This window comes from Enterococcus sp. DIV0901a, assembly GCF_051711525.1.
Classification (GTDB): Bacteria; Bacillota; Bacilli; order Lactobacillales; family Enterococcaceae; genus Enterococcus_B; species Enterococcus_B faecium.
Genome location: NZ_JBIOMW010000001.1, coordinates 1,011,398 through 1,030,778 on the forward strand (window position 1 = coordinate 1,011,398; position 19,381 = coordinate 1,030,778).

The following is a 19,381-nucleotide window of genomic DNA, read 5'->3' on the forward strand; positions in this document are numbered from 1 at the left end:
TATAAAATAAAGAAAAACAAAATAAAAATAAAGAAAAGAGGGAATGAAATGGTAAAAGCAGAAGTAGGAAGATCTTATATATGCAAACCGATCGGAGTATCTCATGAACTAATCGGCTGTATTGAACGTACATATATCAACACGGCTGTCGTGTATGTTGAAAGTTATGACCAACGAGACTATCAACTTATCAATGAAAGCAAGTATCGCATGCTCGTAAAATTCTGTGATATTAGCGCACCTGCTGAATTGGTTTCTTAAACAGTATTTTTGAGAATTCGCAAGAACTCCCTTATAATATAAATAAAGACAGAAGGGAGCGAGAAGATATGCCAAAAAGAAAAAGTTCAGGGAAAATGGGAATTATTCTTGCAGTGATCTCTGCAATTCCTGCTATTTTAGCTATTGTTCGTGCGATGAAGGAATCAAGAGAAAGTTAAGCACACATTATGAGCGTCAAACAAAAAACGCATATACCTGCGGTGGCAGGTTATGCGTTTTTTGGGTTCTATGATATTTGGTGTTGTTACTCAAATCGAGTAAGGACACCAAATATTTTTTTATAACAAAAAGACATTTGATTCCTCTATAATTAAGTCGCTGAACCACTTATAGAAGGAGAATCCAAATGTCTTTACCTAAGAATATCAAAATAAAAGATGAAAATACAGACCAAATGATCAAAGAATTGTTAAATATCAAAGATTCAAACATCGCTTTTCCCAAAGATGCGCTGACCAAAGAACGGGTCCATGGCCGAATGGCCAATGTCTTTACGGGAATATTGACTTATAAACCGCACCACTGCGAACTGTGCGGCTTTGAAACAGTGATTTATCATTCGTATAAAGAGAGCTTGATCCAGCTGATTCCTTATCAAGAAGTTCCTTCTTATCTTCGTTTATTCAAGCAGCGCTTTTATTGTAAACATTGTCGACACACATTTACAGCCAAAACTGATTATGTCGCTGAAAACTGCTATCTTTCGCAACCATTGAAATTTGCGATCGCTATTGATTTAAAGAAGAAGATCTCCATGAAAGATATTGCGGCTCGATACTTTGTATCGACCAAAACGGTCGAACGCGTACTAGACTCTTTCTTTGAAGAACCACAGTTAAAACCTGCTTACTTACCGAAACATTTGATGATTGATGAATTCAAAGGAACCAAAGATTGTGAAGGCGCGATGTGCTTTATTCTCAGTGATGCCGACACTGGAATGATTTTTGATATTTTAGATGATCGGAGAAACTTTAAATTAACCGCCTATTTCCAACGCTTCACCCTAAAAGCAAGGCAAAATGTGACTCATATCGTAATGGATATGAATGCTTCTTATCACGTAGTGACACGAGCTCTTTTTCCGAATGCCTGTGTATCGATCGACCGGTTCCACATAGTCCAACAATTGACTCGTGCCTTCAATAAGCAACGAATCCAAACCATGAACCAGTTAAAGAAAAACAATCCTAAAGCAATGAAAGATTATCGTAAATTAAAAAAATACTGGCGAACGATCTTGAAGAAAGAAACAAAAATCAACTATACTTCTCTTCGACAATTTCCGCTTTTCCAACGGAAATACGTGACCGAATCAGAGGTCCTAGACTATCTGCTCTCAATCGATAAGCACTTACGTGAAAGTTATGAAGTCTATCAGGAATTGTTGGCTGCTTTGGAAACAAAAGATTTTACTGCCTTCTTCGAGTTGATCGACACATTACCAGTATCATTGGATAAAGGATTTAAAAAAGCGATTCTTTCGTTAAACAAATATAAAAAAGGCATCATCAATGCTTTGAAATATCCCTATTCTAACGGCAAATTGGAAGGGAAAAACAATTTAATCAAGGTCATTAAACGCATCGCGTTTGGCTTTCGGACGTTTCGACATCTGCGTATGCGAGTCTTGATCCAACAAAATCTCTGTGAGATTATTTAATAACAAAAAAAAGAGGAAACGCCGAAACGTTTCCTCAAGGTGATTTAATTAAAACAACACCATTTGACAATGAGCCGTTTTTTGTTGTATAAAGACTTTTTTCATTAACGATTTTTGATTAGCCGACTCCCAAAACAAAATTTAGCAGTTTATCTGAATAAGTGATTTCTTCATCTGTTTGTTTCACACTTTCATTTAGTAGTCCCATCTCATCGGTTATGATACCATCCACACCATAAAACATCATGCGACTCATGGCATCTGAATCGTTGATTGTCCATACATATACTTCTTTTCCGTCTTGGTGGGCAGAATTAATGAAGTTACGGTTGATCGTACTATATTCCATTGTCAGAAAATCAGCAGGCGTCACAGGGGGCCCAACAATATTGAAAGGTAAGATGTAGCCCACATAAAAGTTTGGTTCTGCTTCTTTTAAATCTGAAACGGTTTGGTACGTCAAACTTTGCAAAATATGATGGTTCTCTAAGATAACTTTGCGGTATTTATGGACAAATCGTTCGACAAGGTCATCCGAATCTTTTTTAGAGGTCTTGATCTCAATAAGTAATTTTTGGTTTAGCTTATGTGCTTTTTCCAAATAAGAATCAAAAGAACAAACAGGGGCTTGCACTCCGTTTTCAGTAACTGTAAGATTTGTCAATTCTTTCAATGTAAGATCCTGTGGTGTTCCATTTACCCCTGTTAAGTGACGAAGATTTGCATCATGCATCACTACGAAATGACCATCTTTTGTTTCCTGAACATCCATCTCTACATAATCAGGATGATAGTCTCTGCTTGTTTTTTCAAGTGCTTCTAAAGTATTTTGCGCCCCATTTTGGGTACTCACACCTCTGTGAGAGACAGTCACTGGTTTTGTCTGAACAGCTGAAGTCAGATAATCCATATTGTAAAGACAGACGCCAATACCGAAAAAAACTGCAAAAAGAGTCAAACCAGTGTTTTTCAGCGCAGAGAAACGCAAGTTGGGGGCTTGTGGGATAAACCACTTAGGGATCTCAGGCAAGAAGCCTTCGTCATCCATGAAATCAACAATGATATAAAAAATCCCTACGGTAGACATCACGATATTGAATAATAAAATCCCTTGTAAAAGCGTCATAGCAAACACAGCGCTGATCAATGCATAGTCTGGGAAAAATTGTTCAACCATACTTTGTGCCAAAATAACAACGATATATCCTAAAGAAGAAAGGAGTAAAATCGTACCGCCAATCACAATAAATTGGCCCGTGATGGCCAAAAGACGCGATTTGGTCAATGACCAGCTTTCCCGAATGGCTGCTCGAAAAGGACGATCTCGTAGAATCATTTCCGGTAAAGCAAAAATCAGTCGAATCCCAATATAGCCAAGGAAAATATAAACGAGTAAAAAGGAACTGACGATGATCCAACGGTTAGCAAAAATAAAATCCATAATGAAAGCGGGGATTTTTATTTTTGACAGTAGATCAGAATTAAAACTTAATCCGCTGATCGGTAGAATCAATAAAAAATAAGCAAGGAAAAACAAAAAAGTAATGGGTCTCACTTTCTTCAGCTGAAGTATCGTCAAGTGTAAGAGTTGCTTCAAAGAGATTGGTTCTTTCTTTTTAATAAAAAAGACACTCATCAAAAGAAAAGTAAATTCGAAATAAACTAACAGTAAAATCATCATCAAAACTACGATTAACGAGAGTAGAACCCCAGGATGTTGAGAAAAAATTGAAGGAATATTGTCATAAGACAAATAGTCAATTGCCCCTCGGTGTAAAATAAAACGGGTCGTACTGCTCAATAAGGGTAAACAAATAAATAAAATAAAGCCATGCATCAGCAAGACATCACGGAAATAAGCTTGTGTTCCTTTTAAAAAGTCCCAAGCGTTACCTAAGCTACGTTTTAAATAATTCATCCTATCACCTGCTCTTCACATTGTAGCGCAAATCTAATGAAAAAGGAAAGGGTGCAGTGTGTTTTGCAGACCCTTTCCCAGATTTAACATTGTCAATCAATGACTAATTTTGCAAAATAAATATTATCCAAGAAGACCACTTAGATATTGGCCTCCATAAATCAAGGCCATACTATATAAGAAAATCGACAGTGGTTTAGCAATCAAAATGATTAGTGTATATCGTTTCACTGACATGTTTGTCAATCCAGCCATCAAACATAACGCATCGTCAGGAGCAACTGGAAGAAAAATAGCTAGAGCAAACAGCTTCTCAAAGCGGTTTTGATTATCCAGCCAGCCAATATATTTGTTATATGTCTTATCGCTAATCATGGAAAGTATGAATGGCTTTCCATAACGACGCCCTAGCAGAAAAATGATAATCGAACCAATGCAGATTCCAATATAGTTATAGATAAATCCAGCATAAGGGCCAAATATCAGGACACCAGCTGCAGTACTGATCCCTCCAGGAATGATTGGAATAACTACTTGCAGGATTTGGATGAAGACAAAAATAATCGGTCCTAAAATGATGGAATCACCTACTAATCCTCTTAACGCATTCAAATCTTTGAAAACACCTAAATTAATAAAATAAATCGTCAGCGCGATTGATAGGCCTAATCCGATAATGGATATGAAATTTATCAGTTTTCGAGAGGCAGCAATATTCATTATTCATCAACTCCTTAGAGGTTCTTTGTTAACTATACTTTACTAGAAAAGCAACTAACTGCGCCATTTTTTGATATGACAGAAAACAAACAATTTTGTAAGTTCATCATAAGTATAAAAGATTGATCTCAAAAAAACATCCAACTAAAGACTTATTTAATAACTTGTTTTTTTTTTAAATAAAAAAAGCGTTAGCAACTATGCTTAAAAAGCATATCGACTGAATAAACTAAGCATTGGACAGGCTGAAAGACTACATTTAAAATGAAATACGAAGAAACAATAGAAAATAAAGTTGCCTTAGAACCACAGTTGAATCACCTAACAGTCGTGAAGGGAGAATAAGAGAAATGGCAGAAAAACAAACCGCAGGACGAGATCAATTAGGAGATTTTGCACCAAAATTTGCAGAATTGAATGATGATGTTTTATTTGGACAAGTATGGTCCAGAGAAGAATTATCTGCTCATCAGCGTAGTATCATCACCATATCTTCATTAATTTCAGGAGGAAATTTTGAACAATTGCCAGCTCATCTGAAGATTGGCAAACAAAATGGCATTACTGGTGAAGAAATAGCAGAAATCATTACCCATTTAGCTTTTTATGTAGGATGGCCAAAAGCTTGGTCAGCTTTTAACTTAGCAAAAGAAATCTATCTAGAAGGAAACAGCGTAAACAAGAAAGAGGCGTAAATGATGACAAAATACGAAGAAATACACAATGGCGTGATTTTTCCAGCAGGGGAAAAAAACGAAGCTTACGCTCAGGTATTTACTGGGCAAAGCTATCTGAATATGTTAGTGAATGATCCCGAAGTTTCTGTTGGTGTAGGGAATGTAACATTTGAACCAGGTTGTCGCAATCACTGGCATGTCCATACAGATGGATATCAAATCTTACTTGTGACTGGCGGAGAAGGATGGTACCAGGAAGAAGGAAAGCCAGCAAGACGATTAAGAGCTGGAGACGTTGTGGTGACGCACAAAGGAATCAAACACTGGCATGGTGCTACAAAAGACAGTTGGTTTGAACATTTAGCGATCACTTCCGGAAACTCAGAGTTTTTAGAACCTGTAACAGATGAAGTGTATGAAGGATTGGAAAATCAATAATGTCAAGCTTGAACAGCTCCTGAAAGTAGATTTTAATCGAACTTTCAGGAGCTGCTTTTTTGATTCAGTCTTTTATAAATAGAAAATAGGGTTAATAATAGGAACGAGGAGAAGCACGTCGAAAGATCTTAATATTGATAATCGGCTGGGCGTACATGATTTCCACATCATCAATCAAACTACCTAACAGATGATAATCTTCCCGATCATGTCGGGGATTACCTAATAGTTCCTGATAGTAGATTTCCATACTAGGGTCCCGAGGATTGTTCAGCAAATCAGCAAGTACATCTAAATCTTCTGGCTGAGTTTCTGCCGTACCCTGTATCTCTATGAAAAGCCCTTCCTCAGCAAATTCTACTCCAATACGTATTTCAGTTATTTCATGGGAATATAAATAAGTAAGAAGCTCATCGATGATTCTTTTTGATAATTCTTTTTCCAAGTGTCTTTTTTTCCTTTCTGACAGCGGTAAAGTTATCTAGTATCGGTACAAGGATACCTGCAACGAAACCAGTTGAAAAACCACTGTTATATAGATTTAGTCCTCCGTGTAAAGTGCTGACGTTATGGACAAGAGCAATATGTAGCACACCAGCTATTACACCGTAAAAACTGCCGTAAAAACCGCTTATGGGCGCGAGACCTGTCCCGAACACAGCTGCAACAAGCATGCCAGTACTGGTGATCTCATGAAAAGTTCCAAACAAAGAAGCAATAAATATTCCGACTAGTATCGGAAAACTGTTTTTTAAATGACAACCAAAAGCACTGAAACCAACCGCAGATAAAATAGCACCGATGACAGGTCCATTTAACTGACCGCCAACCAGTAAAACATAAGAAGACAGCATCAGACCAACTAAGCCCATGTTGATCAAAGTAGCACCAATACCAGAATTAGCAATGAAATCAGTTGTCAATTTTCCAGATGAATCGAAAATCTCTCGAATCCCCGAAAGCCGAAAGGAATTATAATAGAAACCAATTCCGACTGTCAGCGAAAAAAAGCCAAAAATAATCCAAATGAGAGGAAAGTGATATTCATTGGAAACCAATGTATTTTCGACGATTGAATAGCTGAATAACCTCAAAACAGCAGTAAAAGTCATCGCAATCAACCCAGAGGTGAATCCAATATTATAAAGTGTGAATCCACGATGGAAAACTAAAGTTTGAGCAGCTAAGGGCGGAAGAAGTAGACCAATTGCTATGCCAGCTAAATTCCCCAATAAAATACCTATCAGTAAAGGAAAACGCATACCAAAAGTGATATAACTAACGACCGGTGATAATGCGCTACCAAACAGTCCGATCATGATGTACTGAGAAAAAGGTTTATTGACAAATACAGCGTATAGATACACACCTAAAATGATTGAGATAGAATTATAAAGGTTTTTGCCAAAAAAAGAGAAACCGGTAACTGTTAGAATCGAAGCAAATAAGGGACCGTTTAAAATCACCTTGTGCCGATAAGCTAAAAGCACAGAAAGTAAGGTCAAAATCCCCACATTTATGAATGCGCTTCCGAAACCGCCTAAAGCAAAATAATCTGTCAAAAGATTGCTTGGCGAGGTAAGAATAGTTAGCAATCCACTCCAATTATCAGTAGGAGTACCAGAAAGCAAGCCAATAAAAAGAAAAAAAGCACCTGTAAAACCAAGATAAAAATACTTTCTTTTCTGTGAAACGATTCGTTTTTGAGGATGAATATAAATAACGTCAGTTTCGTTTTCCATTACACACCTTCTTTTTCATTTTCTTTAACTATAACTTGAAATGAAAGATTTGGTCAACTATCATTTAGGTCAAAACTAAAAATGTAAGGGAACCCATTGAATTTAACCAAATCTTTTTAATTTTGCAAAAAAAGTTAAAGAAGACTGAGAAAAAAATTTAAAATATAACGTTTTGAGTAAAATGTTTGCAAAAAATGCTAAAAATAGGGTACAATAAAACAACATATACTGCAGTAAAGAAGTGGGGGAGTTTTAATGAGAAGAAAAGTCTATACCAAGGATCAAATTCTAAAAGCTGCTTATGATGTTGTTGCAAAGGAAGGGTTTAAAGGATTTACTGCGAGAAATATTGCTAAAAAGATGGGGATTTCGACACAGCCGATTTATCTGGAATTCAAAAACATGGAAGATTTAAAAAATACGTTGCTGGATTCTATCTTTGAACAACTAAAAGAAGATGTTTTCCCTATTGAACGTACTGGTGATAAAATCATTGATCTCGGTTTGAACTATATCTACTTTGCAAAAAAGCATCATAGTCTTTACATGGCATTGTACATTGATGAACATGGGGACGGAAAGAAAATGCATGATTTTTCATACAATTATTTCTGTGAAATAGTTAAAGAAGATGAAAGATACAATCAATTATCGGATGAATATGTCGATGCTCTGCATACTGGTACGTGGGTAGCAGTGACTGGCTTAGCGTCATTGATGTCATCAAATATCATGCATCCAACAGAAGAACAAATCATTGCACTGATCAAACGGACAATTGACTCGATTTTAGCATTAGATAATCCTGAAATAATCAGATAGTGTTCTATCAGTATGAATTTGATCGGTAAGTCCGTTGGCTGCAAACTGTCAATGGACTTTTTTGCTAAAAAAAGCGATTTCTGTTATTTATCTATTAGAAATAGGCTTGACATTTCGTGGAAAAAGTTTAAAAATAGTACTTACGGAAGGTTGGCAGAGTGGTAATGCACCGGACTCGAAATCCGGCGAACCGGCTAATACCGGCGCGCAGGTTCAAATCCTGTACCTTCCTTATATATATGCATAGTAGAACTAGAAACGTTGATACAGAGCTAAACTGTCGATGTTTTTAGTTCTATTTTTTTATTTCCACTGCAATTCCACTGCATATGATTTAGTTCTCGAGGTAGCTCATCACTTGGTCTATATTCTCACGTTTTCTTTTCTCCGTAACATGAATATATAAATCGCTAGTAATTTCAATGGATGCGTGCCCTAAACGATCAGATACATCTTTTAAGGTCAACCCCGATTCAAGCATCATAGTTGCTGCAGTATGACGTAAGCCATGCAACGTGATTCTTCTTAGTCCATTTTGCTTGAGAATTGTATGCAACCATTTTTGAGGGGTTGCCAGCTCAATAAATGAATTATCTTCTAAACTAGAAAAAACTCATTGATGATCACCAATAGAGTTATGGCCAAACTTCAGTAAATCTTTTCTTTGCTGCAATCGCCATTGTTTTAACATATCCATTGTCTTTTGATCCAGGGGAACTTCACGCTTCGAGCTTTTTGTTTTTGGTTGCTCTAAATAAAGGCGTCTATTTTTCCCTCTGGCTAGAGTTTGAGTAATAGATATATAATTATCCTCAAAAGAAACTGAATGCCATTCAAGCCCCAAAATTTCGCCTCTACGGCAACCGCTCATCGCAAGCATTCTTAAAAAAGCAGATTGCTTTAAATTCTCTCTTTCATCTAGTGCTTTTAGAAATTTCATTAGTTCATCTTTTGTAAAATAATTATTCTTATCATCCAGGGTTAATTTTTCTGGCGGAGTAGGGATAACTATTTTTTTTACTGGATTTTCTCGAATCAAGTCCATTCTTATAGCGTACTCAAATATTCTAGAAGTGTTGCTGATAAACTCTCTATAACGTTTGTATTTCACTTTCTGGTTAGCGAACTTCTGAACTACTGCAGGGGTGATTTTATCGAGCATACGCGTTCCAAAATAAGGGAGTATGTGCAATCTGTATTGTTCTGTCTGTTTAACGAAAGTCGATTCTTTAACAGTCAGTTCATAGTTCACCACCCAGAGATCATAAACTTGTTGGAATGTCATTCTTTCAGCTTGTCGAAATCCTGAATTTTCTATTTCGGTTTGCAGCCTTGCTAATGCTAATTGTGCTTCTTTTTTAGTTTTAAAACCTTGCTTCGTTTTATTAATTCTTTTACCAGTGACAGGATCAGTGCCTAGATATGCTTTAAACATATAAGCAGATGATCCGTCTTTTTTTGTGTATTTTTTTATTGTTGCCATTGTTTTTCCTCCCAGTACCTAACGTGGGGCGTTGGTATGTATGGGGAGTTAGATATTTGTTTCCTTGTTCATTTGTGTTGCAATTTTTACTAACTCTTGCTTTTCTTCCTCGGATAAGTGAGTTTCATCCTCTGTGTCTGTTCCATCTACTCTTCTCCAAAAAGAATAAGAATGTTCGTCTGTATTATTGTCATATATTAACGCTTGAGTAACTTGTTTTATATCACTTGGCTTATCGGGATACTTACTTCTAAGATTATTTATTTTGTCGAATGTCTCATCAAGAATACTAAGTAATTCTGATTCTAATTGCTCATCTATTGCATTTTCAAATAGGTGAGTAATTAGTTCTATGCGATTAGAATTATTTTTTTGAATAGTTTTTCTATGTGTATCGAAAGCTTTGTATAAAGTAACATCTTCACCTATTGGCAAAGAGTAATAGATTTTATCAATTAGATTATGGTTAGTTTTATGTTCCATGCGATACTTTTCCCATGACTCGTACGGTATCATCCCTTCTAACCAAGTTAAATCCTCTAAATTTGAGTATTTTTTATTTTTTAAGACTACAGGTATCGAAAAATACTTCGCCATTATTTCTTTTAAAAGATTTTCCAAATTTCTGTTTTCAAAATACTTGAGCGCCTTAAACTCCCTCTCATCGATTTCTTCAGGGCTATTTAAGAGTCTATAATAAGTTTCTTTTGCAATCTCTAACGCTTTTTCTTCACTCACTTTTTGATTGCTAACGCCCATTAAGTAACCAACAGAGACATTGAAGTAGTCGGCTAGTTTTTCCCAAGTTTCCTGTTTTGGTTCGCTTTCACCATTCTCGTATCTGTTAAGAGTAGAACGAGGTATACCTAGCTTAGCGCTTAAATCGACTAAAGTAATATTATTTTCTTTACGTATTTCTTTTAACCTATTCATTAGAAAAATCCTTTCTTAGAAATATTCTCATAGTTAGACTACAGCAAATTTTATATAAAATCAAATCTAATTCCCAAAAAATGAGAAAAATACATTGACATCCCATTTATTGGGAATTATAATTGTTTTATAAAATCCCAATAATTGGGAAAAAGAGGTGATGTGAATGTTTGAAATTGATAAAGAAATGGCTGCAAAACTAAGAGAGCGCAGAGCAAGAAAGAACATTACTTTAGAAGCTGCAGGTTGTGAGATTGGTATTTCAGCCAAAACACTTGGAGGGCTAGAAAACGAGAAGATTTTATCTGTCCGTAAAACAGTCTACACAAAACTAATTGACTGGCTAGTCAATGAGAAAATTTATAAGGAGGGATAAAAATGGCAAAGCTTAGCATAGATGAATTAGATTTATCTGTTACGTTGTGTGAGGTTATACGTGAAACGGCTGCAAAAGAGGGTAAGCAACAAGCTTTTCAGTTTATCGAAGAATACAAGAAAAAGCTACTGCTTCCTCGCTTTATGAATTATAAGCAAGCAGCTAAGTATATGAATACAAGCTACAATACACTGAAATACAATTTCATTGAGAAACAAGGATTAAAGGTCATATTGATGGATGGCTATGAAAAAATTGATCAGCGAGATGCTGACGAGTTTTTAGAGAAACACAAGAAATAAAAAATCCAAGCGTGGGGCGAGGAACATCTCATCAAACTGAGGGCACATAATTGGAAGTCGTAGAAGTCAAGCAGTTGTTGTTAATGAATTATATTTTAGGAGGATTCAGTATGCAAGATAAAACAGATAAATTATTACAAGAAATACATGAACAGGGCGAATTAACAAAGCCACAGGTTACAGTAAAAAGTTTATTGGGTGAAATGGATGACATTCTAATGGATATAGCAACTCTAGATGACAAAGAATATCCATGTGCTCTAAATGGTAAAGATACTACTGAAACAGCTTTAGAGCGTGCGAAAAGTGCAGCGGAGTACTTGAGTACCATAAAATTGTATGACCTGTACGAACTATTGGGGATTGAGCCAGATTAAGAAGGTAACGTGCTTACTAAAGTTTAAGGAGCAAATGCATGAATAAAGGCAGAAAAAAAGCCTTAACGATTCCACCGACCAAAGCGAACGTTAAAGGCATAACAAAGGGCTAATACAGCCTATTTCTGCCTTCATTCTAACACAAACAAATGGAGGAATAAAACAAAATGAATAAAAAAATAATCGATCCAGTTGATTTAATAATAGATTCTACAAATATTGCAAGCGCCTTAGAATGCTTGGGCCTTTTTGCAAGTGAACTCACAGTAAACTCTTTAAAAAGAAATGACTTAAATATTTTAAATGGAATGATTGCAGCTGTCGCATGTTTAGCAAAGCAACACTCGGATGATAATATTGTTCATTTTGAAAGTGAGGCTCCTGTAAATGAGTAAGCGTAGAAATCTGTTTTTACTAGCCTTTCTTTTTGGATCGCTCACTAAGCTGTTACCTTTTATTTTATGGCTGATTTGTGTAGTACCTATTGCTGTATGTTTGTTTTTGGCCTTTGATTTTTGGGAGTATGAGAGACATGTAGGAGGTACAAGCAATGATTTATATAGGTAAAGTGCGTCCTAGTATTATGGAACCACCGATTGATAAAACTGTTATTCAGTTTTTTTCTGATTATGCACCGCTTAAAATCAATGTTTCTAATGATTCCGAAGAACAGAAAAAGCTAAAAATGATTGGCATAGATGGGTTTATAGCTGGTGAAATGAAAGCCTTAATACGTAAGAATGAGAATTTAATCAGTCGAGATTGTTTAATTTTAGATTTAGATGATGTGATTGTATCTGAAATTAATTTGATAGATACTATCAAACAAAAACTAGGCAAGTTTGCTTATGTTTTTTATCCGAGTATTAGTCACGGATTAAAAGGCGTACGCTATCGTTTAGTCATTCCATTGGATAAGTCAGTGAATGAACAAGAGTACAAATTACTAGTTTATTTCTTTTCAAACAAGATACTAGAAGGAATTATTAACAATGTAGATCAATCTAACCTGACTTGGTCGCAAATACAATTACTACCAGTATTGACACAATACATTAAGGAAGAACAAATTATTATCCATAACGGAGAAAACTTATTTCCCGTATCTGATGGCTTAGATACCGCAAAACGTTGGCTGAAAGATTACAAGCAAGACACAGGTGGCGTAACTTCACGTAAATTGTACAAAAACACAAGCCAATTCAAAAAAGGCGGTTCACGTTATCGGAATACCACGACTGAATTATTTGAAAGTATTGTGACAGGTTGTGAGGAAGGAAATCGCAATAATCGTATTGCACAAATAACTGGTGGTTTGCTGGCTCGTGCTGTAGATGTAGGGGCAGTGTTAGAACTGGTGAAAATTGCCAATCAGCATTTTACAGAACCGTTATCAGAAAAAGAAGTGGAGGAAACTTTCTATTCGATAGCGAAAAAGGAGTTGGGCGCTAATTGAGTGAGCTAATAGAGTTAATGGAGTTGCAAAAGAAAAAGCAACAGGAAAACAAGGAATTGCCAGCTTGGATATATTTTGATGATAAAAGAAATATGAAGGTTAGTGCTTCAAAATTAGGTTATGAGATTATGAAGGAAATACCAATGATTCGTACTAGTGAATTATCACAAGGCGCTAGATTCGATTCAAAAACAGGTTCTTGGCGTATGGATAGTTTAAGCGATTTTTTAGACGGTCATATCACTAAGAAATTAGAAAGCGTGGGCCAGTGGTCGCAATCAAAACTGTACGAAACAAAGAAGTTTATCTTTATCAAGATTTTTGATTCTACCATGAAAGAGAACCCTTTTAACCGTAGCAAGCCATACCTAACTAATTTTAAGAATGGCACTTACAATATTAAAACCGGTGAAATGAAGCCGCACGATACGAAAGATTACATTCTGCAAAGTCATAACTACGCAATTGATCCAACCACAAAGAAAGTACCTACAAAAACAATTGGATGGCTAGAGGATTTAACAGGTCATTCTGATAGTGCAAAACATTTGGTGGAGATTATAGGCTACTGCTTTTATAGAAGTTATGCACCATTTCAAACAATCACTATCTTACAAGGTACGGGAGAAAACGGTAAATCTACTTTCTTAAATATCCTTAATCAGTTACTGGGTTCTGAAAATGTAAGCAATATGACGTTGCAAGATTTAGGAAATAAACAAAATCGCTTTGCCAGTGCTAACCTATTTCAGAAAGAAGCCAATTTATTTGCGGATGTTGATTCTGAATTTCTCAAGTCAACAGGACTACTCAAAGCCTTAACTGGTGGAGATCGCTTATCTGCTGAATTTAAAGGAAAAGACCATTTTATGTTTGTGAACTTTGCAAAACTTATATTTTCAGCGAATGAGTTACCAGCGTTTAATGACTTCACACGAGGATTTGAACGTAGACTATACGTTGTTCCATTTGATTGTGTCATAGATGAAGCGTTCAAAGCTAGGCATGATTTGAAGGCAATTGAAGCGGAAATACCAGTGTTTGCAGTTTATTGTATGAATGTCTTCAAAGACGCATTAGAACGTAAAGAATTGACTGTATCAGATAAGATGATCCAAGCCAAAGATAAATGGTTGAAAGAATCTAATCATATACTACGGTTCATTGAGGAAAAATGCAGTATTGATATGGAATCCAGCGAAGGTGATTCTTCCAAAACAATTTACGAAGAATATCAAAAATTCTGTTATCAAGAAAGTTTACGTGAATTGTCACAACCTAAGTTTAGTAAGCAACTTGAGAAGATGGGTATTTATAAGAAAAATACAAGACAAAACGGAACGAGAATTTGGCGCTATATTCACTTGAAAATGAAAAATTCATACATTGAATAAGCCTACCTTAATAAATAGTTGAAAAACGTTGTACCAGTTGTACCGCTACTTGCAAATGCTGATATACCAATGTTTGTGCATGGACGAAACACTAATATTTTTAGTTTATGCCCGTACCACTATCCGTACCACTTAATGATGGTACAAGCGGTGGTACAAGTGAAATCGTAATAAAAGCGGAATCAATCCTCTTGAAAATGGCTATATATCAATGTTTATGAGTTGTGGTACAGATGGTACAAGTATTTTTAATTCCTATTAGGGGTACACTAGTTTTTTGCGACGACACGAGACTAGATGCAAAAGTCCGGGTAGTCATGGATAACCACCCAGATTGGATAAAGTCCAAAAAGAATGGGATTAGGTTTGGGAAACAAGCGAACACAGGATACATGCGGAAAAAGGTAGACAAGTAGACAGGAGGTAGACAGACAGGTAGATAAGCAAAATTCTTGGAGTGTATAGCTTTATAGATAGTTTATCTACCTTATCTACCTAATATCTATTAAAACTATTATTTAAGTAAATAAGATGTGTGTCATATAACCTTATATATATAAGGGATGTTTAGGGGAGACACGGTAGACAAATACTTGTTCCTCTTGGGAGGGTAAGGCTAAAGTTGTCTTCCTAGGGGGTAAACGTCTGACAGACAGGTAGATAATTAAAAACGAAGTTATGGGGGCACAATATGAAAGTAAAAATCATTGAAGGATCAAATAATTATGCTACTCAAAAATCACCACATGCAGAGACATTAGAAGAGAAAGTAAATGATTTTCTTCGTGAAAATTATGGCATCAAAGTACGCCATATTCTACAAAGTAGTGCATCAGATGGCGAAGCAGACAGCTTTGAGACAAATACAGTCATTTCTATTTGGTACAATCTGTAGAAAAAATATTGTAAGAGAAGGAGAAAGAAATGGATAAAGTATATATTGACAACAATAAACGAGCAGAGGTAGTCGAGTTACCAACATACGGAGAAGTGAAGCTGATCGTCAAAGATGGGAAAGTAGTCAAATATGATGTGATTACATCCCATAAAATCAATGAAAAATAGTCAATTAAAGCGCTAAAATGGTATAATGGGTATAGTTAAAAAAACGTATATCTTACTATTTTAGAGTTATGTATTTGAATGCAGTATAATATTTTAATATTTTTATCTTACTAGGAAGAACCAGAGGATATGAGAGGTTGGCCGGATTTTCGGCTGACCCCTTGTGTCCTCTTTTTATTTCATAAAAATTCGACATTTCCGCTGCCTGAAAAAGAGGGAAAACTTCCGTTTCTTCCGTCTTAAAAAAGAGATAGGCGGAAAATCCCGCCGATTAAAAAAGATCGGCTGAAAATTCAGCTGATGTAAAAGATGTGTCCAATTTTGGACAGAACTAAAAAGGGGTGGCACAAAATTATGCCGACCTATAAAGCAACAGAACTAGATAGGCTCAAATCTGAGCCAAACTGTAACGTAAAGAAAATAGTACCAAATAAAGAAAGTAGAGCCAAAAAGGACGTTACAAAACGTGACAAATACGGTAAATCAGCTATCAAAATAAGAGGAGGTTAAGCGGTGGATTCATTTGATGAAATTGCCATAAAAAAATATCTCTCCCTGTCGCTCCAGGTACACCGCTTAGAACTAAAAAGGAAACAACTCAGACAAGAGTTTTACAGTCAAAATATGGCTACTCACATGGAGTATCACAGAGTAAGAAAAGATACCTATGAAATGATTGTAAAAGGATTCCGACCAGATCGAGAAGTTGAGAAGCTGCTAACCAATATAGATGCTTTAGATCGTCGGATTGATCGGTATTTGTTTAGGCAAAAGCATTTCAAGGCATTTTGGGCTAGTCTTACATCTTTAGAGCGTTCTTTTCTGATTGAGCGATATATAAACCCTAATACAGTTATGTGCCCTCAATGCCTCATTGAGAAGGTCTTAGATGAAATCAATGAAATAGAAACAGCTATATGCTTTAGAGAAGGAATTGAACCGGACAACGAAAATAATGAAATCTTAGAAGATGCCGAGAAAAATTTAGAAAGGATGTGTGACTTCTTTGCAATATGATACTATTCGACCCGTTTATTATCTAAAGAAGTGGCAGTACTACGAAGCAGCAAGGTATGAATTATCAGAAGTTGAACTAGAACAAGCAAAAGTATTTTTCAATGCTTTAAAACAGTTAGATGAACAGGAACGCCAAATTTTATCGGATGCCTATTATTACTCAAAACAGCCATGTACATTTAGGGAAAAAACAGGACATTACCATTCATTGATTCCTGTAAAAGATGAAGTCCTAGCTAAAAATTATGGTGTAACGATAGATCGTTTTCGCAATATGAGACGACTAGCGCAAATGAGCTTAAAAAAGGCTATGCAGAATATTTTAAATCAAATAGGTGATTCTTTTCAGTTTCGTGTCAATACAAGATTATACTTGGTGGATTTCATAAATCAAAACACAAACGAACAGCAATATATTCTAGGAACTAAAGAGGAAGCAAGAATTTTTGATCAGACAGAAGACAAACAAGGATTGTTTTTTGATTTGTTGTTACTCGGTTTTGATAAGGTTCCAGTAAAACAAAAAAATATTTAAAACTAAGGAGAAATTTAAATGAAAACATTAAACGAGATCCAAACATATTTAGCAGAAAAAACAGCGGAGAATAAAAAAGAAGTAGCAGCAACTAAAGAGAATATTCGAAAAACAGAACAAACCATTCAAAAAGCAAACGAAGAATTGATTGTAGCAGAAACAGAAGTAGATGTGGAACGATATAACAAGGCAAAAGATACCATTTGGGCTGCAAATCATGCGAAGGAACTGTATCAAAAGCAGCGGGATAAACTTAAGCAGGAACCGCTAATTAGCAAGTCAGAATACAACGAACTATTAGCTGAAATCACTCAAGCAGCGAACAAAGTGCATGAGGAACAAAATGAACGTGCAGTAGCATTGATCAGTGAATTGAGAAAGATTTCAGAAGAATCTAGTCAAACGTCACAACAAGCGAATGAACTTATACACACGTTGCAACGTAAAGTGTATAAAGAACCTGAAGGCACTATTCAATTAGAAAATGGTGGAACAACCTGGTCTTCGGATAAAACATATGAAAACAGTGAAGCAGTTCATATTTTTTATCAGAGTAAAATTGCCGGAACATCATTATCAAAAATGGCCGGAGAAGAACCACAGTCAACCCGTAATTATTGGTTTAAATAAGGAGGTATATAAACATGACAGAAAAGAAATACATTGATATGGATGGCATGCAGAAACGTGCTGATGCAGCGCATAAAGAACATCTAGATAAAGTTTGGAATGAAGTTCAGAGAAAAACTGAGAAAGTAAGGAATAGTAACAGGGAAGTACAAGCACTCTTCGGTAAAGCAATCCAGCAAGAAATTGATGAGGAAGAGAGAAATATTATCAAAAAGATGGAAGTAGAGAAAACGAAAGCAATTAAACAAATTGAAGATAAATTTGGCAGCAATTGTACAAAGACACAAGTGGCTAAAGCGGCAAGCTGATGACGCAGACTTAAAAGAAATGCTACGAAATCTTAAATATAGATAAGGAGATAAAGCTATGACAGAAAAGAAATACATTGATATCAAAGGCATGCAAAATAAAGTTGATAAAGAAAATAAAAAGAAATCAGAGAAGTTTCGAGCTAATTTAAATGCACAAAATAAGCGTAGAAAAAAAGAACAAGATGAACTAAATAATTTATTTGCTAAAGCCGTATTATCGGAACGCAACGAAAACGAAAGAAAAAGAGTTACAGAAATTGAAGCCGAAAAAGCGAAGTCTGTCGCGGATATTGAATCCAAATATGAGCGCAAAGGCGTGAAGTCTGAAGCTACCAAACAGAAGGAAAAAGCTTATAAAAATATGCTTGCGAACCTTCGAGGAATGAATAATCAAGAATAAATAAAAACATAATTATACAAACGCTATTTCTAACTTATTGATCAAAAAATAGTGACGCAAGAAAAAAGCTGAGTGGGGGCATACCTCCCCCACCAGTGGTTGCTTCGTACTTCACGCAGTCACTGTACATTTTTTCTCGCGTTATATTTATACGATTAAGAATATAGGGTGATTAATGTGCCAGATTTAAGGATTGAATGCATCATATGCGGTGAGACATTCTTAGCTACAAGCAGGAATAAAAAGTACTGCAGCCCGTACTGCAGAGTGGTAGGTGCTAAAAGAAAACGCAAGGAATGGGAACAAAACAATGGCTACCAAGCAAGGCAAAGGTAGCGTATGCGTGAACAACGCAAAGCAGATCAATCAGCCTTGCAGAATCGCAGACAGATGCAGCAAACAAGATTATTGGAAGATTCCAAAAAGGCTGATGCAGCTAGAAAGAAAAAACATATTGTAGACATTCGCAATAGAGCTCACAAAGGCGATATGCATGCATTGCAAGAAATAGCATTAGAAAACAGCAATGCTTTAGAGTATTGGCGATTGTACAAAGAGGCAATCATAAAATCTGAGGAAGAGTTTCATTACAGAGGCCGCCATCTTGTAGGTGGAATTGAAGTTCACGAAGAAAATTTTGAGTATCTAGTTGTTGAGCAAATAGAAAATAAAAAAAGATTGTAACGAATAATCGTTGAATAATACTTAAAAGGGTAGCCGAAAATTCGGCTGCCTTTTTTGGTGGAAAAAGGTGGAATCAATGAATCATCATAGGTAGTTGTAGTTAAGTTTTTTCGAATTTATATGCGATATTTGTGCTTCTATGTGGATTTGAACGGA

The 19,381-nt window shown here is 35.8% G+C and carries 24 protein-coding genes, 1 tRNA gene and 1 pseudogene; 20 read left to right on the top strand and 6 right to left on the bottom strand.

Translation table 11 applies throughout. The features are described 5' to 3' along the window. Positions 1-48: 48 nt before the first annotated feature. Both IGL70_RS04770 and IGL70_RS04775 read left to right on the top strand, forming a co-directional pair. On the top strand, positions 49-261 hold the full coding sequence (locus tag IGL70_RS04770) for a hypothetical protein (RefSeq protein ID WP_002297633.1): 213 nt from the start codon (positions 49-51) through the stop codon (positions 259-261). Positions 262-628: 367 nt separating this feature from the next. Beyond that, positions 629-1,945 carry an ISL3 family transposase gene (locus IGL70_RS04775; RefSeq protein WP_104770650.1) on the top strand — a complete coding sequence of 439 codons (1,317 nt, stop codon included), beginning with the start codon at positions 629-631 and terminating at the stop codon, positions 1,943-1,945. 118 nt (positions 1,946-2,063) lie between these two features. Here IGL70_RS04775 and IGL70_RS04780 read toward each other — a convergent pair whose 3' ends face one another. Next, positions 2,064-3,863 carry a glycerophosphoryl diester phosphodiesterase membrane domain-containing protein gene (locus IGL70_RS04780; protein ID WP_002293929.1) on the bottom strand — a complete coding sequence of 600 codons (1,800 nt, stop codon included), beginning with the start codon at positions 3,861-3,863 and terminating at the stop codon, positions 2,064-2,066. A 123-nt stretch (positions 3,864-3,986) separates the two neighbouring features. After that, complete coding sequence (locus IGL70_RS04785; protein WP_002287776.1) at positions 3,987-4,583, bottom strand: TVP38/TMEM64 family protein; 597 nt, start codon at positions 4,581-4,583, stop codon at positions 3,987-3,989. A gap of 350 nt (positions 4,584-4,933) precedes the next feature. Between IGL70_RS04785 and IGL70_RS04790 the strand changes: the two genes are divergently transcribed. Beyond that, entirely contained in the window at positions 4,934-5,278 is a 345-nt protein-coding gene (locus IGL70_RS04790; RefSeq protein ID WP_002293927.1) for a carboxymuconolactone decarboxylase family protein, read from the top strand. Then, entirely contained in the window at positions 5,279-5,698 is a 420-nt protein-coding gene (locus IGL70_RS04795; protein ID WP_002306407.1) for a cupin domain-containing protein, read from the top strand. 91 nt (positions 5,699-5,789) lie between these two features. Here IGL70_RS04795 and IGL70_RS04800 read toward each other — a convergent pair whose 3' ends face one another. Beyond that, positions 5,790-6,143, bottom strand: coding sequence for a hypothetical protein (locus IGL70_RS04800; protein ID WP_002293923.1), 354 nt, complete (start codon positions 6,141-6,143; stop codon positions 5,790-5,792). Beyond that, positions 6,109-7,440, bottom strand: coding sequence for a DUF1576 domain-containing protein (locus IGL70_RS04805; protein ID WP_002293921.1), 1,332 nt, complete (start codon positions 7,438-7,440; stop codon positions 6,109-6,111). The genes IGL70_RS04800 and IGL70_RS04805 overlap by 35 nt, the downstream gene beginning before the upstream one ends. Before the next feature lie 255 nt (positions 7,441-7,695). Here IGL70_RS04805 and IGL70_RS04810 point away from each other — a divergent pair, with 255 nt between their 5' ends. Both IGL70_RS04810 and IGL70_RS04815 read left to right on the top strand, forming a co-directional pair. Beyond that, the gene (locus tag IGL70_RS04810) at positions 7,696-8,262 is read left to right on the top strand and encodes a TetR/AcrR family transcriptional regulator (protein ID WP_002302607.1); all 567 of its coding nucleotides are present in this window, start codon (positions 7,696-7,698) and stop codon (positions 8,260-8,262) included. Between the two features lie 144 nt (positions 8,263-8,406). Beyond that, positions 8,407-8,494 (top strand) — tRNA-Ser (locus tag IGL70_RS04815). Positions 8,495-8,596: 102 nt separating this feature from the next. On the opposite strand, the pseudogene IGL70_RS04820 reads toward IGL70_RS04815, so the two are convergent. Together IGL70_RS04820 and IGL70_RS04825 are read right to left on the bottom strand one after the other, a co-directional pair. Further along, positions 8,597-9,745 (bottom strand): annotated as a pseudogene (locus tag IGL70_RS04820) (tyrosine-type recombinase/integrase). A gap of 48 nt (positions 9,746-9,793) precedes the next feature. Further along, positions 9,794-10,678: a helix-turn-helix domain-containing protein gene (locus tag IGL70_RS04825; protein ID WP_104873955.1), complete on the bottom strand. Its 885-nt coding sequence runs from the start codon at positions 10,676-10,678 to the stop codon at positions 9,794-9,796. 166 nt (positions 10,679-10,844) lie between these two features. Here IGL70_RS04825 and IGL70_RS04830 point away from each other — a divergent pair, with 166 nt between their 5' ends. From IGL70_RS04830 to IGL70_RS04895, 14 genes are all read left to right on the top strand, one after another. Further along, positions 10,845-11,054 carry a helix-turn-helix domain-containing protein gene (locus tag IGL70_RS04830; RefSeq protein ID WP_104873954.1) on the top strand — a complete coding sequence of 70 codons (210 nt, stop codon included), beginning with the start codon at positions 10,845-10,847 and terminating at the stop codon, positions 11,052-11,054. 2 nt (positions 11,055-11,056) lie between these two features. After that, entirely contained in the window at positions 11,057-11,356 is a 300-nt protein-coding gene (locus tag IGL70_RS04835) for a DNA-binding protein (protein WP_104873953.1), read from the top strand. Positions 11,357-11,466: 110 nt separating this feature from the next. Further along, positions 11,467-11,733 (top strand): hypothetical protein, encoded by a 267-nt coding sequence (locus tag IGL70_RS04840; RefSeq protein WP_104873952.1) that lies wholly within the window; start codon positions 11,467-11,469, stop codon positions 11,731-11,733. A 167-nt stretch (positions 11,734-11,900) separates the two neighbouring features. Then, positions 11,901-12,128, top strand: a complete 228-nt coding sequence (locus tag IGL70_RS04845; protein WP_104873951.1) for a hypothetical protein — start codon at positions 11,901-11,903, stop codon at positions 12,126-12,128. A gap of 155 nt (positions 12,129-12,283) precedes the next feature. Then, positions 12,284-13,189 carry a primase alpha helix C-terminal domain-containing protein gene (locus IGL70_RS04850; protein WP_104873950.1) on the top strand — a complete coding sequence of 302 codons (906 nt, stop codon included), beginning with the start codon at positions 12,284-12,286 and terminating at the stop codon, positions 13,187-13,189. Next, positions 13,186-14,583 (top strand): DNA primase family protein, encoded by a 1,398-nt coding sequence (locus IGL70_RS04855; protein ID WP_047649732.1) that lies wholly within the window; start codon positions 13,186-13,188, stop codon positions 14,581-14,583. The genes IGL70_RS04850 and IGL70_RS04855 overlap by 4 nt, the downstream gene beginning before the upstream one ends. A gap of 691 nt (positions 14,584-15,274) precedes the next feature. Continuing rightward, positions 15,275-15,478, top strand: a complete 204-nt coding sequence (locus IGL70_RS04860; protein ID WP_104873949.1) for a hypothetical protein — start codon at positions 15,275-15,277, stop codon at positions 15,476-15,478. 29 nt (positions 15,479-15,507) lie between these two features. Then, a complete protein-coding gene (locus tag IGL70_RS04865; RefSeq protein WP_104873948.1) occupies positions 15,508-15,648 on the top strand; it encodes a hypothetical protein in 141 nt (46 codons plus the stop codon). 513 nt (positions 15,649-16,161) lie between these two features. Beyond that, positions 16,162-16,665, top strand: coding sequence for a hypothetical protein (locus tag IGL70_RS04870; RefSeq protein ID WP_104873947.1), 504 nt, complete (start codon positions 16,162-16,164; stop codon positions 16,663-16,665). Beyond that, a complete protein-coding gene (locus IGL70_RS04875; protein ID WP_146103011.1) occupies positions 16,646-17,200 on the top strand; it encodes a hypothetical protein in 555 nt (184 codons plus the stop codon). The genes IGL70_RS04870 and IGL70_RS04875 overlap by 20 nt, the downstream gene beginning before the upstream one ends. Positions 17,201-17,218: 18 nt before the next feature. Next, positions 17,219-17,830: a hypothetical protein gene (locus tag IGL70_RS04880; protein WP_240187445.1), complete on the top strand. Its 612-nt coding sequence runs from the start codon at positions 17,219-17,221 to the stop codon at positions 17,828-17,830. Positions 17,831-17,844: 14 nt separating this feature from the next. Next, positions 17,845-18,138: a hypothetical protein gene (locus IGL70_RS04885; RefSeq protein WP_104873945.1), complete on the top strand. Its 294-nt coding sequence runs from the start codon at positions 17,845-17,847 to the stop codon at positions 18,136-18,138. Positions 18,139-18,196: 58 nt separating this feature from the next. Then, complete coding sequence (locus IGL70_RS04890) at positions 18,197-18,541, top strand: hypothetical protein (protein ID WP_113809451.1); 345 nt, start codon at positions 18,197-18,199, stop codon at positions 18,539-18,541. A 339-nt stretch (positions 18,542-18,880) separates the two neighbouring features. Further along, the gene (locus IGL70_RS04895; protein WP_104874007.1) at positions 18,881-19,225 is read left to right on the top strand and encodes a hypothetical protein; all 345 of its coding nucleotides are present in this window, start codon (positions 18,881-18,883) and stop codon (positions 19,223-19,225) included. Positions 19,226-19,381 lie beyond the last annotated feature (156 nt).

What these genes read in the sequence shown, in the direction of transcription:
- IGL70_RS04775 (WP_104770650.1), top strand. Translation starts at nt 629, where the DNA reads ATGTCTTTACCTAAGAATATCAAAATAAAAGATGAAAATACAGACCAA.
- IGL70_RS04810 (WP_002302607.1), top strand. Translation starts at nt 7,696, where the DNA reads ATGAGAAGAAAAGTCTATACCAAGGATCAAATTCTAAAAGCTGCTTAT.
- IGL70_RS04880 (WP_240187445.1), top strand. Translation starts at nt 17,219, where the DNA reads ATGAAAACATTAAACGAGATCCAAACATATTTAGCAGAAAAAACAGCG.
- IGL70_RS04895 (WP_104874007.1), top strand. Translation starts at nt 18,881, where the DNA reads ATGCGTGAACAACGCAAAGCAGATCAATCAGCCTTGCAGAATCGCAGA.
- IGL70_RS04805 (WP_002293921.1), bottom strand. Translation starts at nt 7,440, where the DNA reads ATGGAAAACGAAACTGACGTTATTTATATTCATCCTCAAAAACGAATC.
- IGL70_RS04845 (WP_104873951.1), top strand. Translation starts at nt 11,901, where the DNA reads ATGAATAAAAAAATAATCGATCCAGTTGATTTAATAATAGATTCTACA.
- IGL70_RS04835 (WP_104873953.1), top strand. Translation starts at nt 11,057, where the DNA reads ATGGCAAAGCTTAGCATAGATGAATTAGATTTATCTGTTACGTTGTGT.
- IGL70_RS04885 (WP_104873945.1), top strand. Translation starts at nt 17,845, where the DNA reads ATGACAGAAAAGAAATACATTGATATGGATGGCATGCAGAAACGTGCT.
- IGL70_RS04770 (WP_002297633.1), top strand. Translation starts at nt 49, where the DNA reads ATGGTAAAAGCAGAAGTAGGAAGATCTTATATATGCAAACCGATCGGA.
- IGL70_RS04865 (WP_104873948.1), top strand. Translation starts at nt 15,508, where the DNA reads ATGGATAAAGTATATATTGACAACAATAAACGAGCAGAGGTAGTCGAG.
- IGL70_RS04850 (WP_104873950.1), top strand. Translation starts at nt 12,284, where the DNA reads ATGATTTATATAGGTAAAGTGCGTCCTAGTATTATGGAACCACCGATT.
- IGL70_RS04780 (WP_002293929.1), bottom strand. Translation starts at nt 3,863, where the DNA reads ATGAATTATTTAAAACGTAGCTTAGGTAACGCTTGGGACTTTTTAAAA.
- IGL70_RS04790 (WP_002293927.1), top strand. Translation starts at nt 4,934, where the DNA reads ATGGCAGAAAAACAAACCGCAGGACGAGATCAATTAGGAGATTTTGCA.
- IGL70_RS04860 (WP_104873949.1), top strand. Translation starts at nt 15,275, where the DNA reads ATGAAAGTAAAAATCATTGAAGGATCAAATAATTATGCTACTCAAAAA.
- IGL70_RS04830 (WP_104873954.1), top strand. Translation starts at nt 10,845, where the DNA reads ATGTTTGAAATTGATAAAGAAATGGCTGCAAAACTAAGAGAGCGCAGA.
- IGL70_RS04785 (WP_002287776.1), bottom strand. Translation starts at nt 4,583, where the DNA reads ATGAATATTGCTGCCTCTCGAAAACTGATAAATTTCATATCCATTATC.
- IGL70_RS04795 (WP_002306407.1), top strand. Translation starts at nt 5,279, where the DNA reads ATGATGACAAAATACGAAGAAATACACAATGGCGTGATTTTTCCAGCA.
- IGL70_RS04825 (WP_104873955.1), bottom strand. Translation starts at nt 10,678, where the DNA reads ATGAATAGGTTAAAAGAAATACGTAAAGAAAATAATATTACTTTAGTC.
- IGL70_RS04840 (WP_104873952.1), top strand. Translation starts at nt 11,467, where the DNA reads ATGCAAGATAAAACAGATAAATTATTACAAGAAATACATGAACAGGGC.
- IGL70_RS04890 (WP_113809451.1), top strand. Translation starts at nt 18,197, where the DNA reads ATGACAGAAAAGAAATACATTGATATCAAAGGCATGCAAAATAAAGTT.